The sequence below is a fragment of the Pseudaquabacterium terrae genome (assembly GCF_013266755.1).
Taxonomy (GTDB): Bacteria; Pseudomonadota; Gammaproteobacteria; order Burkholderiales; family Burkholderiaceae_C; genus Pseudaquabacterium; species Pseudaquabacterium terrae.
In genome coordinates this window covers 709,834-726,004 of record NZ_JABRWJ010000002.1, presented here as the reverse complement: position 1 = coordinate 726,004, position 16,171 = coordinate 709,834, and the positions used below count along the sequence as shown (strand labels likewise).

Below are 16,171 nucleotides of genomic sequence, written 5' to 3'. Positions count from 1 at the left end.
GCGGGTCGGGGGGTGGAAGCCGAAGGCCGGGGGTGTCCCCGGCATATCGGCGCCCCCACGCGGCCGCTTGAGCCGGCGCGCGCCGAAAACGAGACAAATTCAGGGCTTGGCGGTGCCGCGTGACGCGTCCCGTTCCTTCGCGTACTTGTCGGCGTCGGGGCGCGTCGCCTCCTTGCAGCGGCGCCGGTCTTCCGTGTTGGCCAGCGATTCGCACTTGTCGTACTGCGCGCCCTGGACCTGGTTGTACCAATGGGAGGTCGAACATCCGGCGCCCAGCAGACCGAGGGCGGCGAGGGAGAGGAGCAGTCGCGTCTTCATGCGTCGAGTATGCCGGCGCAGTACGGGCCGGCCATCGGTGCGGCTAGCATCCGCCCATGAAGACCATCGGCCTGATCGGCGGCATGAGCTGGGAATCGACCGTGCCGTATTACCGCCAGATCAACGAGACGATCAAGCAGCGACTGGGCGGGCTGCATTCGGCGCGGATCGTGCTGTACAGCGTCGACTTCCACGAGGTCGAACAACTGCAGCGTGACGGCGACTGGCCCGCGGCCGGCCGGGTGATGGCCGACGCCGCCCGCGCGCTGCAGGCCGCGGGCGCCGATTTCCTGGTGCTGTGCACGAACACGATGCACAAGGTCGCGCCGGCGATCGAAGCCGCCGTCGGCATCCCGCTGTTCCACATCGCCGACACGACGGCCGCCGAGATCCGCCAGGCCGGCCACACGGTGGTGGGCCTGCTCGGCACGCGCTTCACGATGGAACAGGACTTCTACCGCGAGCGGCTGAGTGAACGCCACGGCCTGCGGATCATCGTGCCGGAGCCGGACGACCGCGCGATCGTGCACCGCATCATCTACGAGGAGCTGTGCCTGGGCGTGATCACCGAAGCATCGCGCAGCGCCTACCGGCGGATCATGGCGGACCTCGCCGGCCAGGGCGCGCAGGCGATCATCCTCGGCTGCACCGAGATCTCGCTGCTGGTCACGCCCGGGGACTCGCCGGTGCCGCTGTTCGACACCACGGCGATCCATGCGCGGGCGGCGGCCGAGGAGGCGTTGGCGCCATGACGCAGCGCCCGATTCCCTAACGCACGATCTCCACGTCCGCACTGAACACATACCCCGCGCCGCGCTGCGTGACGATGTAGAGCGGATTCGCCGGGTCGGCCTCGATCTTGCGGCGCAGGCGCAGGATCTGCACGTCGATCGAGCGGTCGTAGACCTCGGCGTTGTGCAGGCGCGAGAGGTCGAGCAGCTGGTCGCGCGTCAGGGTGCGCTGCGGCGACGACAGGAAGGCGCTGAGCAGGCTGAATTCACCGTTGGTCAGCTCGACCGGCCGGCCCTGCGGGTCCTTCAGCTTGCGCAGGCCCATGTTCAGCTCCCAGCCGGCGAAGCGGTAGGCGCGCAGTTTCGGCTTGGCGCCGCCCCCTTGAGCCTGCGCGCGCCGCAGCAGCGCGCGGATGCGCGCCAGCAGCTCGCGCGGGCTGAAGGGCTTGGTCAGGTAGTCGTCGGCGCCGAGCTCCAGGCCCATCACGCGGTCGGCCTCCTCGGCACGGCCGGTCAGCATCAGGATCGGGATCGCCGAGTCCTCGCGCAGCCGGCGCGCAATTTGCAGGCCGTCTTCGCCCGGCAGCCGGACGTCGAGCACCAGCAGGTCGATCGTCTCGCGGGACAGCACGTCGGCCAGCTCGCGGCCGCTGGCCACCGTGGTGACGCGCAGCTCGTTCTGGCCGAGGTAGTCGCTCAGCAGCTCGCGGATCGACGGGTCGTCGTCGAGCGCGAGCACATGGGGCAGCGAAGACATGGCGCCAAGCATCGGCGCAAGCGGTCGGGCATGCAAGTCGGCCAGCATCGGGATCATCCTTGAGAGACGTCGACGGCGCCGAGCGCCTGGGCCAGCGCACGCGCGATGTCGCGTGCCACGAGCGGCTTGGCCAGCACCTCCGCGACGCCGGCCGCGCGCGCCCGCGCCGCCAGCGCGGCGCTGACGTAGCCGCTCATCAGCACGATCGGGATCTCGGGCCGCAGGCGGCGGATCTCGGCCGCCAGCTCGGAGCCGGTCAGCCCGGGCATCGCCTCGTCGCTGAGCACCGCGTGGAAGCGCTGCGGATCGGCGCGAAAGGCCTGCAGCGCCGCGCTGCTCGATGCAAAGCCGACCGGCTCGTAACCCAGGCCGGCCAGCAGCTCTTCGCCCAGACGCACCAGCGGCTCCTCGTCGTCGACCAGCAGGATCGTCTCGCCGGCGCCGCTGCCGATCGGCTCGTCGGCGACGGCCGGCGCGATCGCGGTGTCACCGCGCCACGGCAGGTAGACGCTGAAGGTGGCGCCGTGCCCCTCGACGCTGTCGACCGCGATGCCGCCGCCCAGGTCGGTGACGATGCCGTGCACCAGCGACAGCCCGAGCCCGGTGCCGACACCGACCTCCTTGGTCGTGAAGAACGGATCGAAGATGCGTTCGAGCAGCCCGGGCGGGATGCCCGAGCCGCTGTCGCGCACCGTCAGCAGCAGGTAGCCCCCGGGCTGCAGCACGCTGGTGGCCACCGGCCGCGCGCCCTCGAGCTGCACCCGCTCGACGGCCACGGCCAGCACGCCCTCGCCGCGCATCGCCTGCACCGCGTTGGCGCACAGGTTCAGCACGACCTGGTGGATTTGCGTCGGGTCGCCCAGCACCGCGGCGTCGCCGGCATCGAGCCGGCGCGCCAGCGCGATGCCGGCCGGCAGCGTCGCCGCCACGCCGTCGAGCGCCTCGGCGACCACCGCCTGCACCGGCACCGGCACGCGTTCGCCCATGCCGCTGCGGCTGAAGGCGAGGATGCGCTCGACCAGCGATTTCGCGCGCAGCCCGGCGGCGACGATGGCGTCGACATGGCGGCGCAGCGCGCTGCGCTCGGGCGCGTCCTTCTGCGCCATCTCGCCGTAACCGAGGATCGCCGACAGGATGTTGTTGAAGTCGTGCGCGATGCCGCCGGCCAGCGTGCCGATGGCTTCGAGCTTCTGCGCCTGGCGCAGCTGCAGCTCGAGCCGGTCGCGCTCGGCCTCGGCGTTCTTGCGCGCACTGATTTCCACCGAGGCACCGGCCAGGCGCTGCGCGCGGCCGTCGGGGCCGCGGAAGCAGGTGGCGCGCGTGTGCACCCAGCGCGGCGCGGCCTGGCCCTGCGCATCGCGCATCACGATGCGGTATTCGATGTCCAGCTGCGGCGTGCGCCCGGCCAGGTGGTCGGCCACCGCCTGCCCGACGCGCGCATGGTCGGCCTCGTGCACCGGCACCTGGTCGAGCAGCGCGCGCATCGATGGGCTGACCATCTCCGGCGGCAGGTCGAACAGCTGGCGCATGTAGTCGGAGACGAAGACCTGGTCGGCCGCGATGTCCCAGACCCAGTGCGCCTCGCTCGAGCCGCTCATCGCGATCGCGTAGCGCTCTTCGGAGAGCTTGAGCCCCTGTTCGGCGCGCTTCTCGGCATCGATGTCGCTGACCGAGCCGGCCATGCGGTAGGGCTTGCCGGCGGTGTCGCGGATGCACACGCCGTGCACGCGGATCCAGCGGTAGCTGCCGTCGCCCTGGCGCACGCGCCATTCGCCGGCGTAAGCCGGCGTGCGGCCGGCCAGGTGGTCGGCGATCGCCGCGTCGCGCTGCGGCAGGTCGTCGGGATGCAGCGCCTCGCGCATCAGCGCGAACCATTCGTCGATGGACTGCGTCTCGGGCCCGTCGGGCAGGCCGAGGATCTGGCGCCCGCGTGCCGACGCGAAAGCATGGCCGGCCGCGTAGTTCCAGTCCCAGATGCCGTCGTCGGAGCCGGTGACGGCGAGCGCGAAGCGCTCCTGGCTCTCGCGCAGCGCCATCTCGGCGCGCTGGCGCGCATCGATGTCGCTGACCGAGCCGGCGATGCGCAGCGGCCTGCCCTGCGGATCGCGGATGCACAGCGCACGCACGCGGATCCAGCGGTAGCCACCGTCCGGATGGCGCACGCGGTAGTCGACCTCGTAGGCCGGCGTCTTGCCGTCGAGGTGCAGCTGCATCGTCGTGCGGCGGCGCTCGGCGTCGTCGGGATGCACTTGCAGCGAATCCTGCAGCGCGGTGAGCGGCTGTGTCTCGGGCCCCGGCGGCAGCCCCTGCAGCTCGCGCGCACGCGCCGACTCGTAGGCGGTGCCGGCGGCCAGGTCCCAATCCCAGATGCCGTCGTCGGCACCGGCGGCGGCCAGCGCGTAGCGTTCCTGCGAGACCTCCAGCGACGCGCGCGCCGTGTCCAGCCGCTTCAGCTGCCGCGTGACGAAGGCCAGCAGCACGGCGGCCAGCCCGGCCAGCGCCAGCGTGCGCGCCGCCGAGCCCAGCGCCTGCGCGCGCCACGGCGCCAGCGCCGCATCGGCATCGCGCGAGACGACGATCACCAGCGGGTAGTCCGGCACCGGGCGCATCGCGCCGAAGCGGTCGCGGCCGTCGACCGGGCTCTTCATGCGCGCCGGCGCCTTGCCGCCGGCCTGGATCGCGGCCAGGTAGCCGAGCGCCTGCGGGAACTGCTTGCCCAGCGATTCCGGCAGCGGCGGGTAGCGCGCCAGCAGCGTGCCGTCGTGATGCAGCAGCGCGATGCGCACGGTCGGGCCGATCTGCACGTCGCGGTAGAAGTCCTCGAAGTAGGCGACGCGGCTGCGCGCAGTGATCGTGCCGGCGAAGCGGCCGTCGGGCGTCGTCAGCCGGCGCGCCATCGGGAAGAAGGCCAGGCCGTCGAGCCGGCCGGTGGTCGTCGCGCCGAGCACCAGCTCGGTCGTCGGATCGTCGCGGATGCGCTGGAAGCCGGGACGGACGGCCGCGCTGGCAATGGCCGGCGGCACCGGATGCAGCCACGACAGCGCGCGCGTGGCGCCCTGCGCATCGTGCAGCGCCAGGCCCTCGGCCTGGCCGAGGCCCACTGCCTGCTCGCGCAGCAGCGCATGCAGCTGCGCGGCGTCCAGCGCATCGAAGCCGCCGGCGCGGTGCACGCGCGCCAGGTGGCGCAGCACCACGTCGATGGCCTGCACGCTGCGCGCGGTCTGCTCGCCGATCACCAGCGCCTGGGCCTCCAGCTCACGCGTGGTCGTGTCGATCGTCGCGTGGTAGGCGCGCCAGATGTCGTAGCCGGCCAGCGCGACGATCACGGCGATGAACAGCCCGCCCAGCCACGGCAGGTGGCGCCAGCGGACCCCTTCGGTGGTCACGATGGGTCTCCGACCGCAACCGCCGGCAGCTTCAGCAGCCGCCGCACCGCCGCCTGCAGTGCCTCGCGCCCGACCGGCTGCGGCAGCACGCCGGCAACGCCCAGCGCCTCGGCCACCGGGCCGTGGCATTCGATCGCGGCGAAGAAGGTCGGCGACAGCACCAGCACCGGCGCGACGTGCGCGGCGGCGAGCTGCCGCAGCGCGAGCGCATCGGTCTGGCGCGGGTAGTGCACGGCGGTGATCACGAGGTGGCAGCGGCCGTCGGGGACGCTGCTGCAGGATCGTAGCGGCTCGGTCCCCAGCTCGGCGAGCCATTCGTCGAGCAGTTCGGCGAGCGCCGGCTCGACGTCGTGCAGCAGCACGCGCAATCGGTTCACACTGCCTCGTCGAACTTGCCCATGGTCCACATGACGTTCATGTGGCCCATGTGGTCGCAGTGCCAGGGATAGACCGCGCCGCGGTAGCTGAGGGTCGATTCCATCGTCGTGATTCCGGTCGGTGGTGGCTGGGGATGGCCCCCACTGTCGGCGGCGATGGTTGCCGCGCCGTATCCGATCCCGGCGCGGCGATTTCAAATGAAACACAAGGGGCGCTCGTCGCGCGCGCCTCGGTGCATGCGCGTGAGAACACGGATGGGCGATGCCGCGCGCCGCACGTCGCGACGGTTAGCATCGCTCGATGCCTGCCGCCAAGGACCCTGCCCGCTGCGTGCTGCTGCTGCGCGCGATCAACGTCGGCAAGCGCCAGCTGCCGATGGCCGCGTTGCGCGAGATCGCCGAGGCGCTGGGCTTCGGCGCGCCGAAGACGCACCTGGCCAGCGGCAACCTGATCGCCAGCGTCAGCGGCGCGCCGGCCGCGGCCGCGAAGCGCCTGGAGCAATCGATCACCGAGCACTTCGGCTTCCACAGCGACGTGATCGTGCGCGATGCCGCGCGCTGGCAGCAGTACCTGCGCGACAACCCCTTCGCCGAGGCATCGGCGAGCGAGCCGAACCGCGTCATGCTGCTGCTGGCCAACCAGGCGCCCGTCGCCACCGCCGAGGCGCTGCTGCGCGAACGTGCGGCGCCGGGCGAGACCGTCCGCACCGTGCGCGACGGCCTGTGGATCCACTTCGCGCACGGCATCCCCGCCTCGAAGCTGACGCCCAATTTCATCGACAAGTGCGTCGGCCTGCCGGCGACCGGGCGCAACTGGCGCACGGTGCAGGCGCTGGCCGGACTGCTCGGAACCCCGGAGTGATGACGCTCATGAACGACGACGCCCGCACCCTCGCCACCACCCGAGCGCTCGACGCGCCGCGCGAGCGCGTGTTCGCCGCCTTCATCGACCCGGCGCGGCTGGCGCGCTGGTGGGGGCCGGCGGGCTTTCGCAATACCTTCGAGGTCTTCGAGCCGCGCCCCGGCGGGCGCTGGCTGTTCACGATGCACGGGCCGGACGGCACCGACTACCCCAACGAGTGCGTCTTCACCGAGCTCGCCGGGCCAGCGCGTTTCGTCGTGCGGCATGTCGCGCCGGTGCACGCCTTCACGCTGACCATCACGCTCACCGACGACGGCGGCCGCACGCGCATCGATTGGCAGCAGGTGTTCGACGATGCCGCCGAATGCGCGCGCGTCGCGCCCTTCGCCGGCCCGGCCAACGAGCAGAACCTCGATCGCCTGGCCGCGGTGCTGGCGGCGCAGCGCGCGCCGGGTGGAGCGCGGCTGGTCGAGGTGCGTTCGTACCAGCTGAAGCCGGGCACGCAGGCGGCGTTCCACGCCCAGGTGCTGCAGCAGGCGGTGCCGCTGCTGCGCGACTGGGCGACCGACGTGGTGGCCTTCGGTCCGTCGGCGCACGCGGCCGACAGCTATCACCTCGTCCGCGCCTACGACGACCTGGCCGACCTGCAGGCGCGCCAGGATGCGTTCTACGGCTCGCGGGCCTGGCTGCAGGGTCCGCGTGAAGCCATCCTCGCGCACATCGAGTCCTATCTCAGCTCGGTGCTGTGGCTGTCGCCGGAGTCGGTCGAGGATCTGCGGGGTTCGAACGGGAGTGACGCATGAACGATGTCGGGAGCGATGTGTTCGAAGCCGCGCGCCGGCATTTCATCGACGGCGTGCGGGCCTTCGAGGCCGAGCACTACGAAGCGGCGCAGCAGCAGTTCGCTGCGTCGCTGGCGCTGGTGCCGGGCCGCACGTCGACGCTGTTGAACCTGGCCCAGACGCGGCTGAAGCTGGGCTTGCCGCAGCAGGCACTCGAGGGTCTGTCGACCGTGCTCGCCGCCGAACCCACGCTCGGTGAAGCCTGGTTCCACCGCGGCCATGCGCTGGCCGACCTGGGCCGCGACGACGAAGCCCTGGCCGCCTACGCCAAGGTGCAGCCGGACGATCCGAGCCACGTCGCTGCAAGCTATCACCAGGGGCTGACGCTGAACCGGCTGCGGCGCCCGGCCGAGGCGCTGGCCTGCTTCGATCGCCTGCTGCAGATCGACCCGCAGCGCGCCGAGGCGTGGTGGCGGCGTGGCCAGACGCTGCAGGAGCTCGATCGCCATGACGAGGCCTTGACGAGTTATCGGCAGGCGCTGGTCCACGACCCTCAGCTCGCCGATGCGTGGAGCGGCTGCGGCGCGATCCTGAAGGACCGGCAGCAGCTCGACGAGGCCGGGCACTGCTTCCGCCAGGCACTTGCCTTCGGCGGCGATGCCGCGCTGAACGCCTACCTGCTGGCGTCGGTGACCGGCGGCGCCGCGCCGGTGCAGGCGCCGCCGCTCTACGTGCGCGGGCTGTTCGACGGTTATGCCGGCAGCTTCGACGCGCACCTGGTCCAGGCGCTGCACTACCGCGCACCGCAGCTGATCGCGCAGCAGGTCGGCGCGCAAGTCGCCGCGCAGGTGGCCGCGCAGGGGGCCGGCAGGCGCCTCGGCGCGGCGCTCGACCTCGGCTGCGGCACGGGCCTGTGCGGGCCGCTGCTCGCGCCGCTGGTCGAGCAGCTCGATGGCGTCGACCTGTCGCCGCCGATGCTGGCGAAGGCGGGCGAGCGCGGCGTCTACCGCAGCCTGGTGCAGGCCGACATCGCGCGGCACCTGCAGCAGACCGCCGAACGCTACGCGCTGCTGGTCGCCGCCGACGTGTTCATCTACATTGGCGCGCTCGATGCGGTGTTCGAAGGCGCGCGGCGCGTGCTGCAGCCGGGGGGCCTGTTCTGCTTCTCGGTCGAGCGCGCCGACGATGCGCAGGACTTCGTGCTGCGGCCGAGCGCGCGTTACGCGCAGTCGCGCCGCTACCTCGAAGCGTTGGCCGAGCGGCACGGCTTCGACGTGCTGCTGATCGAAGAGCAACCGATCCGCGAGGACCAGCGCCAGCCGGTCGCCGGGTTGATCGTCACACTCCAGGAGCGCGCATGAAATCCATCTCGATGTTGATGCTGCTGGCGGCGCTGGCCGCCTGCTCGACCCCCGATGCCACTCGCCGCAACGGCGGCGGCGACACCCCGAGCACGACGAGCACGCCGCTCGGCCAGGCCGCGACCACGCCGCTGTCGGACCTGAACCTGGTGCGCGCGGACATCCCGGCGGTGCTCGCCACGGCGCAGCGGGCGCCCTACGCACTGCCGGCGGAGCGTGATTGCACGGCGCTGGCGGCGCAGGTGCGCACGCTCGACGCCGCGCTCGGCGCCGACCTCGACACGCCGGCCACCGAGAGCAATCCGAGCCTGGTCGAGCGCGGCAGCGGCGCGGTCGGCGACGCCGCCGTCGGCGCGGTGCGCAGCGCCGCCGAGGGCATCGTGCCATTCCGCGGCTGGGTGCGCAAATTGAGCGGTGCCGAGCGCTACTCGAAGGAAGTCAGCTCGGCGATCGCCGCCGGCACGATCCGGCGTGCGTATCTGAAGGGCCTGGGTGCTGCGGCGGGCTGCGTGGCGCCGGCGGCGCCGCGTACTTGAGGAACCCGGTTCTTTCGCATGCACGAGCGCACACCGCAGATCCGCGAAGCCGCGTTCCCGGCCGACAGCCTTGGCCTGCGCTCCATCATCCAGGACTACGTCGACTGGCTCGACATGGAACTGTCGGAACGCTTCATCGCCGAGACCGCTGCGCTCGAGCAGCTGTTCAGCGCGCCGTCAGGGCTGTTCCTCGTCGCCGAGGCCGAGCGCGAGATCGCCGGCTGCGTTGGCCTGCTGCGGCATTCGGATGCGGTGGCCGAGGTGAAGCGGCTGTTCGTGCGGCCAGCCTACCGCGGCGCGGCGCTCGGCGAGCGGCTGGTCGCATCGCTGATGGACCGCGCCCGCTCGCTCGGCTACGCCCGGCTGGTGCTGAACACCGTGCCCCGGACCCGCGCCGCTCAGGTCCTGTACCAGCGCTTCGGCTTCACCGAGACGGCGCCGTACTACGAGGCACCGGTCGAAGGCATGCAATTCTTCGAAATGGCGCTGAAAAGGGGCTGAAATCCACGGATCGGTCCGCCGCAAAGGGTCAATTCGTGCATCGCGGCCATGACACGGGGTCCGGCGTGTACCATGCGCCCCGTAGGCACGCTCAAGACCGTCGTTTCGCAGGTCACTCCTCTGTACACCCGCCGCGCTCGCCGCGGGTCGTTCCGGTCGAATCTCCCCCGTCATTGATTGCTTGGTGTTTTCAGCACAGCGCGAGCATGTGCGGAGCGCGGCGTCGCCTGCTCGCAGCGCTGTTCCAGCGCAATTCAACGAAAGCAAGATATCAACAACTCGAACACGACCATCGACATCGGCAAGTACCGCGTTTCCACCTTGACGCGTCGTTTGCCCGATAGCCGCTATGCGGCATCGGTCTCCATCCGCAGCGGCCAGGGCAGCGCCACGCACGACCGCGTGCTGCGCTTCACGCCGCTGTTCGACGACCACCGCGCCGCGATCCGCTACGCCCTGGACCAGGGCCGCGCGTGGATCGACGAGCGCCACACCAGCCAGGCGCTGGCCGTGACGCGCTCCGCGTGGCTTCAGCCCTCCGCCACGGCGTGATGGGCCGGTAGCTGGGTTACACCAGCTCGCGCAGCAGGCGCACGGCAGGTGCAACGCGCACGCCTTCGACGCTGAGATAGTCGCGCACGCCATGCGCAGAAACCTGCCATGCGATGACGTCCGGAAAGCGCGCCTTGAGATAGCGCAAACCTGGCGACACCACGTCGTCGCCCAACTTGCACTCGACCATCGCGATCGGCTGCCGTCGCTCGGTGATCAAAAAGTCCACTTCGCGGCCGTCGATGTCACGGAAGTAGCGTAGTTCCAGGTCGCGGCCTTCGGTGTCGATCTGGAACTCGACCCACTTCAACAGGTGGCTGGCCACCATGTTCTCGAAGCGGGCGCCGGCATCGGGGACCACCGACCAGTCGTAGTGGTAGTGCTTGCGCTCTTTCTTGACGGCGCGCAGTCTGGGCGCGCCGAACGGGGCCAGGCGGAAGATACCGTACACGCGCTCCAGCATGTCCGCCCAGCGTGAGACGGTCTGGTGAGACACCTGCAGATCCTCGCGCAGGGAGTTGAGCGACAGAGGGCTGCCCACGCGTTCGGGCAGAGTTGCCGCCAGCAGTTCGAGCCGGCCGAGGTCGGACACCTGCTCGAGGCCGGAGATTTCTTCTCGGACCAGCCGCTCTCGGTACGCGAGTGCCCAGCGTCGCGCGAAGCGTTCGCTCGCAGAGAGAAATGGCTCGGGGAACCCGCCGAGGGCCAGCAGGGCCGGAACAACATCGGCTTGGCCACCCAGTTCCGCGACACTGAACGGATGCAGCCGCAAGTAGAAGTAGCGGCCCTGCAGCGAGTCACCGCCGAAACGGTAGAGGTCGAGGCGGGCCGAACCGGTAACCAGAATGCGGCGCCGGCCCCCGTGCTGATCGAACAGTCCCTTCAGGTAGTTGCGCCAACCACGGTACTTGTGGATTTCGTCGAAGAACCAGAAGTCGGTGGCCGGCAATTCGTGGCGGAGCAGCGCCAACCGGTGCGCAGCGACGTCATAGTTGAGCTCGCAGGCCGGGTCCGGCAGTAGCGAGCGGGCCAGCGACGTCTTGCCGACCTGGCGTGGGCCGCCGATGAACACCATCTTCAATGCCAAGTCCTCCTCCACCTGCGCCCGCAGATAGCGGTGCGCTGGAGCGGCAATGGCAAACGGGTCGTCCGCGGAAGGCATCCGGGCGATCTTACGTCCATCGGAAAAAACTCGCGAGTTTTTTCCGATGGTCCTGAAATTACTCGCTATGTCTGCGGCGTCACCTCGTGCGCCGCCAGCAACTCCAGCGCCCTGACCAGCGCCGAGTGATCGAGCTGGCCCCAGCCCTGCGCGGCACACGCCTGCATCAACTGCGCGGCGTTGGCCGTACCCGGCAGCGCGACCCCCAGCGCCCTCGCGCCCTGCAGCGCGAGGTTCAGGTCCTTCTGGTGCAGCCCGATGCGAAAGCCCGGGTTGAACGTGCGCTTGATCATGCGTTCGCCATGCACCTCGAGGATGCGGCTGGCGGCGAAGCCGCCCATCAAAGCCTGGCGCACCTTGGCCGGGTCGGCGCCGGCCTTGCTGCGCGGCAGGACGCCGAGCCATTGCTCGACCGACTCGACGGCTCTCGATCGGGGTCAGGCGTCACTCGCAGGCCGGGTCATCGTGTTGCGGTAGACCGAGCGGAGCGAGCCTGTCCAGGAGTGCGAGCCAATCGCGCGCGAACTGCTCGGCACTGGTGATGGAGAGCATGTCTTGCGCTCCTGGGGGTTGGTGGGTGGCGTCGGGAGACCGCTACTCGATAATGCGATCCGCGCGTAACCGCAACGCTTGTGGCACGCTGATACCAAGCGCACGAGCGGTGCGTAGATTGAGGGCGAACTCGAACTTCGTCGGCTGTTCCACCGGCAGGTCTGCCGGCGATGCGCCCTTGAGGATGCGGTCGATGAAGTACGCGGTGCGATTGTAAAACTCAACGGGATCCGGGCCGTAGCCAATCAGCAGGCCGGCATCGGCGTACTCTGGCGCAAAGCTGGCTCCCGCCAAGCGGTTTGCGAGGCACAACTCGGCCAGTTGCCGCTTGAGGCCGAGGAATATCGAGGCGTGCGCGACGACGACCGCCTGCGCGCCCTGATGCGTCATCGTCCGAAAGCCTTGTTCAAGCTCGCGCGCCGATGGGATTTCCACCGGAATCACCCGGATACCGATCCCGGGGGCGAGTGTGTGCATGGTCCGCACAACCTGCTGATGTGACGCTTGACCGGGAAGGACCAGGACCGCGATGCGCGACAGGTCACGCACTGTGTCGCGCAACAGTTGCAGCGTCTTGGGTGTCAGGTCGGTAAACGAATTCGAGGTTCCGGTGACATTGCCACCAGGCCGCGCCAGGCTCTTGACGAGACCCGATCCGACCGGGTCACCAGCGCCGATCACCACGATCGGTATCGTGCCCGTCTGGTTCATCACGGCCTTCGTCGGCGCTGCGCCAATAGTCGCGATGAGGTCCGGTTTCAGCCGCACCAGCTCGGCGGCGAGACTGTCGAGTTGGTCGATGTTGTTGTTTGCAAAGCGTGGCACGAGGACATAGTCCTGGCCTTCGACGTAGCCGCGGGAGGCGAGCGCCTGCTTGAACCACACGAGGCGCGGCTCCCACGCCTCCGGAGTCGGAGTTGCCAGAATGCCGATGCGGATCACCCGGGTCCGCTGCGCCCGGGAGGTGCCGTATACCGGAGCAAGCAGAACGATCGCCACGGAAGCATGACGCCTGCGCATGAATCCCTCGTCACCAGAATGGGACGAGCATGCGCCGACGGTTCGAGGTGAGGCGCGTTCTGCAGCGTGGGCTTGGGGCCTGCCGACAGGGCCAGGGTTCGGTCGGGTGCGCATGCGCCTAACGCGCTTTCAGCGCGGCCTCGTACAGCCCGATCACCTTCGGCACCGCCTCGTCGAGCGCGCGGAACAGCAGCGAGCCGACGCCGGCGAGCGCGCCGTAGGCGCCGGCATTGCGCGCGTCCGAGACCGCGATGCTGGTGACGACGGCCTGCGACAACCCCTGCTGCGGCACCTTCTCGCGCGAGTGCTCGCGCAGCGCATGCGCGATCTCGTGGCCGGTGACCGCGGAGATCTCGGCGGCGCTCATGTCCAGGCCGCCGACAAGCGCGGTGAGCAGCGATGCGAGCGGGGCGAGGCGCGCCATGGCAACGCCGACTCTACTCCGCCAGGCCGGCGACATCGTCCGGATCTCGGTGAGCTGGAACTGCCCGGACCAGTCGCGCAGTGTCGGGCCGTAGGGGTAGCGGTGAACACGCGCCGGCTGAAGCGGCGACGACGCCGAAGTCCTGCAGGCCGACGCCGACGCTGACCGGCTCGACAAAGGACTCAGCCCGCAGGCGCCACTTCGTGCCTGGCCATCAGCTCCAGCGCCCGCACCAGCGCCGAGTGGTCGAGCTGGTCCCAGCCCTGCGCGGCACACGCCTGCATCAACTGCGCGGCGTTCGCCGTGCCCGGCAGCGCAACCCCCAGCGCCTTCGCGCCCTGCAGCGCGAGATTCAGATCCTTCTGGTGCAGCCCGATGCGAAAGCCCGGGTTGAAGGTCCGCTTGATCATGCGTTCGCCATGCACCTCGAGGATGCGGCTGGCGGCGAAGCCGCCCATCAGCGCCTGGCGCACCTTGGCCGGATCGGCGCCGGCCTTGCTGGCGAAGACCAGCGCCTCGGCCACCGCGGCGATGTTCAGCGCGACGATGATCTGGTTCGCGACCTTCGTGACCTGGCCCGCGCCGGCGTCGCCGACATGCGTGATGTTCTTGCCCATCAGTGAGAAGAACGGCTGCATGCGCGCGAACGCGGCCTCGCTGCCCCCGACCATGATCGTCAGGCTCGCGGCCTTGGCGCCGACCTCGCCGCCGGAGACCGGCGCGTCGAGGTAGTCGGCACCGAGCGCGGCGATGCGCTCGGCGAAGGTCTTGGTCTCGATCGGCGAGATCGAGCTCATGTCGACCACCGTCTTGCCTGACGAGCCGGCCAAGCCTTCGGCGATGCCGCCGGCACCGAACAGCACCTTCTCGACGTCCGGCGTGTCCGGCAGCATCAGGAACACCGTGTCGGCACGGCGCATCACCTCGGCCGCGCTCGGGCAGACGATCGCGCCGGCATCGGTCAAGGCCGCCGGCACCTGGCTGCGCGTGTGCACGTAGAGCTCATGCCCACCGGCGCGCAAATGGCCGGCCATCGGCGCGCCCATGATGCCGAGGCCGACGAATCCGAGCTTGCTCATTCAATCACTCCTTGTACTTGTCCCTGAGCGCCTGCGTCGCGCCACGGAAGACGCCGAGGTCGCTGCCGACGGCGACGAAGGTCGCTCCCATGGCGAGGTAGCGCCGCGCATCGGCTTCGACCGGCGCGAGGATGCCGCTCGGTTTGCCCGCGGCTTTCGCGGCCGCGAAGATGCGCTCGATCGCCGCCTGCACTTCCGGATGGGCCGCATTGCCGAGGTGGCCGAAGTTGGCCGCCAGGTCGGACGGTCCGACGAAGACGCAGTCGACGCCGTCGACCGCCGCGATGTCGGCCACCGCCTGCACGCCGGCATGGTTCTCGATCTGCACGATCACGCACATGTGGTCGTTGGCGATGCGGAAGTAGTCCGGCACGCTGCCGTAGCGGTTGCTGCGCTGGCTGACCGAGACGCCGCGGTTGCCGGCGGGCGGATAACGCGTCGCCGCCACGGCCGCGCGCGCCGCGTCGGCACTCTCGACCATCGGGATCACGAAGTTGTAGAAGCCGGCGTCGAGCAGGCGCTTGATCTCGACCGTGTCGTTCCATGTCGGGCGCACGACCGGGGCGCTGACGCTGTCTTTGAGCGCCATCAGCTGCGGAATGAAGGTGCCGACGTCGTTCGGCGCGTGCTCGCCGTCGAGCAGGATCCAGTCGAAGCCGGCGACGCCGGCCACCTCGGTGGTGATCGGGCTGGCCAGCGAGGCCCACAGCCCGATCAGGCGCTTGCCCTCGCGCAGGTCGGCGCGCAGGCGGTTCGGAATGCCGGTGTACGGGCTCATCGTCGGGTCCTCTGCATCACTCGATCTTCACGCCGCCCTGGGCGACGACGTCGGCCCAGTGCTTGCGCTCGCGGGCGAAGAAGCTCGCGAACTCCGGCGGCGTCATCGTCACGACGTCGGCGCCCTGCGCGGCGAGGCGGCTGCGGATCTCGGGCGTGTTGATGATGCGCGTCAGTTCGGCCGACAGTCGTTGCACGACCGCCGACGGCGTGCCGGCCGGCACCAGCACGCCTTGCCAGGTGCCGGACTGGAAACCGCTGACGCCCTGCTCGGCGATCGTCGGCACCTCGGGCAGCAGCGCAACGCGCTTCTCGGCCGAGACGCCCAGCACCTTCAGCTGACCCGACTTGACGAAGGGCAGCGTCGCCAGCATGCCGTTCATCAGCACATGCGTCTGGCCGGCCACCGTGTCGTTGATGGCCTGCGAGCCGCCCTTGTACGGGATGTAGGCCCACTGCGCGGCGGTGGCCTTCTCGACCGCGACACCGGCCAGGTGCGGCGCGCTGCCGATCGCGGTGACCGCGAAATCGATCTTCGATTTCTTCGACAGCGCGACCAGGTCCTTCAGATTGCCGGCCTGCACCGACGGGTGCACGACCAGCAGGTGCGGCGAGTAGGCCAGCATCGTCACGCCGGCCAGGTCCTTCGACGGATCGAAGGGCAGCTTCGGGTACACCGAGGGCGTGATCGACAACGCGCCGACATCGCACAGCAGCAGCGTGTAGCCATCGGCCGGTGACTTGGCGACCAGATCGGTGCCGGTGTTGCCATTGGCGCCGGCCCGGTTCTCGACGATCACCGTCTGCTTCAGCGCCTCCTGCAAGGGCGTGGCGATGGCGCGGGCGATGATGTCCGACGAGCCGCCCGGCGTGTAGGGCACGACGATCTTGATCGGCTTCGCAGGCCAGTCCTGCGCCAACGCGGCCAGCGGGGACAGCAGCAGCGCGCCGGCGGCCAGGCCGAGCGCACGAAGGGTGTTTCTACGCAGCATTC

17 protein-coding genes and 1 pseudogene are annotated in these 16,171 nt (G+C 70.1%); 7 read left to right on the top strand and 11 right to left on the bottom strand.

Annotated features, from left to right (window positions below; genetic code table 11):
- Positions 1–99: 99 nt before the first annotated feature.
- Positions 100–318, bottom strand: coding sequence for a hypothetical protein (locus HLB44_RS08420; protein WP_173122090.1), 219 nt, complete (start codon positions 316–318; stop codon positions 100–102).
- A gap of 56 nt (positions 319–374) precedes the next feature.
- On the opposite strand from HLB44_RS08420, the gene HLB44_RS08415 reads away from it, so the two are divergent.
- Entirely contained in the window at positions 375–1,070 is a 696-nt protein-coding gene (locus HLB44_RS08415) for an aspartate/glutamate racemase family protein (RefSeq protein ID WP_173122089.1), read from the top strand.
- A 16-nt stretch (positions 1,071–1,086) separates the two neighbouring features.
- Here HLB44_RS08415 and HLB44_RS08410 read toward each other — a convergent pair whose 3' ends face one another.
- Genes HLB44_RS08410 through HLB44_RS08400 form a run of 3 tightly spaced genes read right to left on the bottom strand, consistent with a single transcriptional unit; the run spans position 1,087 to position 5,569 of the window.
- The gene (locus HLB44_RS08410; protein WP_173122088.1) at positions 1,087–1,806 is read right to left on the bottom strand and encodes a response regulator; all 720 of its coding nucleotides are present in this window, start codon (positions 1,804–1,806) and stop codon (positions 1,087–1,089) included.
- 53 nt (positions 1,807–1,859) lie between these two features.
- The gene (locus tag HLB44_RS08405; RefSeq protein ID WP_173122087.1) at positions 1,860–5,192 is read right to left on the bottom strand and encodes a PAS domain-containing protein; all 3,333 of its coding nucleotides are present in this window, start codon (positions 5,190–5,192) and stop codon (positions 1,860–1,862) included.
- Positions 5,189–5,569: an ANTAR domain-containing protein gene (locus HLB44_RS08400; RefSeq protein ID WP_173122086.1), complete on the bottom strand. Its 381-nt coding sequence runs from the start codon at positions 5,567–5,569 to the stop codon at positions 5,189–5,191. Before HLB44_RS08400 ends, HLB44_RS08405 begins: the two co-directional genes overlap by 4 nt.
- A 301-nt stretch (positions 5,570–5,870) precedes the next feature.
- Here HLB44_RS08400 and HLB44_RS08390 point away from each other — a divergent pair, with 301 nt between their 5' ends.
- From HLB44_RS08390 to HLB44_RS08360, 6 genes are all read left to right on the top strand, one after another.
- Complete coding sequence (locus HLB44_RS08390) at positions 5,871–6,431, top strand: DUF1697 domain-containing protein (protein WP_173122085.1); 561 nt, start codon at positions 5,871–5,873, stop codon at positions 6,429–6,431.
- Between the two features lie 8 nt (positions 6,432–6,439).
- The gene (locus tag HLB44_RS36735; RefSeq protein WP_246312121.1) at positions 6,440–7,234 is read left to right on the top strand and encodes an SRPBCC domain-containing protein; all 795 of its coding nucleotides are present in this window, start codon (positions 6,440–6,442) and stop codon (positions 7,232–7,234) included.
- Entirely contained in the window at positions 7,231–8,574 is a 1,344-nt protein-coding gene (locus tag HLB44_RS08375) for a tetratricopeptide repeat protein (RefSeq protein ID WP_173122084.1), read from the top strand. Before HLB44_RS36735 ends, HLB44_RS08375 begins: the two co-directional genes overlap by 4 nt.
- Entirely contained in the window at positions 8,571–9,110 is a 540-nt protein-coding gene (locus HLB44_RS08370; RefSeq protein WP_246312120.1) for a hypothetical protein, read from the top strand. Before HLB44_RS08375 ends, HLB44_RS08370 begins: the two co-directional genes overlap by 4 nt.
- Positions 9,111–9,128: 18 nt before the next feature.
- Positions 9,129–9,611, top strand: coding sequence for a GNAT family N-acetyltransferase (locus tag HLB44_RS08365; RefSeq protein WP_173122083.1), 483 nt, complete (start codon positions 9,129–9,131; stop codon positions 9,609–9,611).
- A gap of 333 nt (positions 9,612–9,944) precedes the next feature.
- Entirely contained in the window at positions 9,945–10,163 is a 219-nt protein-coding gene (locus HLB44_RS08360; protein ID WP_343051255.1) for a hypothetical protein, read from the top strand.
- 16 nt (positions 10,164–10,179) lie between these two features.
- Here HLB44_RS08360 and HLB44_RS08355 read toward each other — a convergent pair whose 3' ends face one another.
- From HLB44_RS08355 to HLB44_RS08325, 7 genes and pseudogenes are all read right to left on the bottom strand, one after another.
- Positions 10,180–11,325, bottom strand: a complete 1,146-nt coding sequence (locus HLB44_RS08355; RefSeq protein WP_173122082.1) for an ATP-binding protein — start codon at positions 11,323–11,325, stop codon at positions 10,180–10,182.
- A 65-nt stretch (positions 11,326–11,390) separates the two neighbouring features.
- Positions 11,391–11,708 (bottom strand): annotated as a pseudogene (locus HLB44_RS08350) (NAD-binding protein); the annotation flags it as partial.
- A 211-nt stretch (positions 11,709–11,919) separates the two neighbouring features.
- A complete protein-coding gene (locus HLB44_RS08345) occupies positions 11,920–12,876 on the bottom strand; it encodes an ABC transporter substrate binding protein (protein ID WP_173122081.1) in 957 nt (318 codons plus the stop codon).
- Positions 12,877–13,015: 139 nt separating this feature from the next.
- Positions 13,016–13,321 (bottom strand): M48 family metalloprotease, encoded by a 306-nt coding sequence (locus HLB44_RS08340; protein ID WP_246312118.1) that lies wholly within the window; start codon positions 13,319–13,321, stop codon positions 13,016–13,018.
- Positions 13,322–13,503: 182 nt separating this feature from the next.
- Positions 13,504–14,400, bottom strand: a complete 897-nt coding sequence (locus HLB44_RS08335) for a 2-hydroxy-3-oxopropionate reductase (RefSeq protein ID WP_173122079.1) — start codon at positions 14,398–14,400, stop codon at positions 13,504–13,506.
- A gap of 4 nt (positions 14,401–14,404) precedes the next feature.
- Positions 14,405–15,178 (bottom strand): 2-dehydro-3-deoxyglucarate aldolase, encoded by a 774-nt coding sequence (gene garL / locus HLB44_RS08330; RefSeq protein WP_173122078.1) that lies wholly within the window; start codon positions 15,176–15,178, stop codon positions 14,405–14,407.
- A 16-nt stretch (positions 15,179–15,194) separates the two neighbouring features.
- Positions 15,195–16,169, bottom strand: a complete 975-nt coding sequence (locus HLB44_RS08325) for a Bug family tripartite tricarboxylate transporter substrate binding protein (RefSeq protein ID WP_173122077.1) — start codon at positions 16,167–16,169, stop codon at positions 15,195–15,197.
- Positions 16,170–16,171 lie beyond the last annotated feature (2 nt).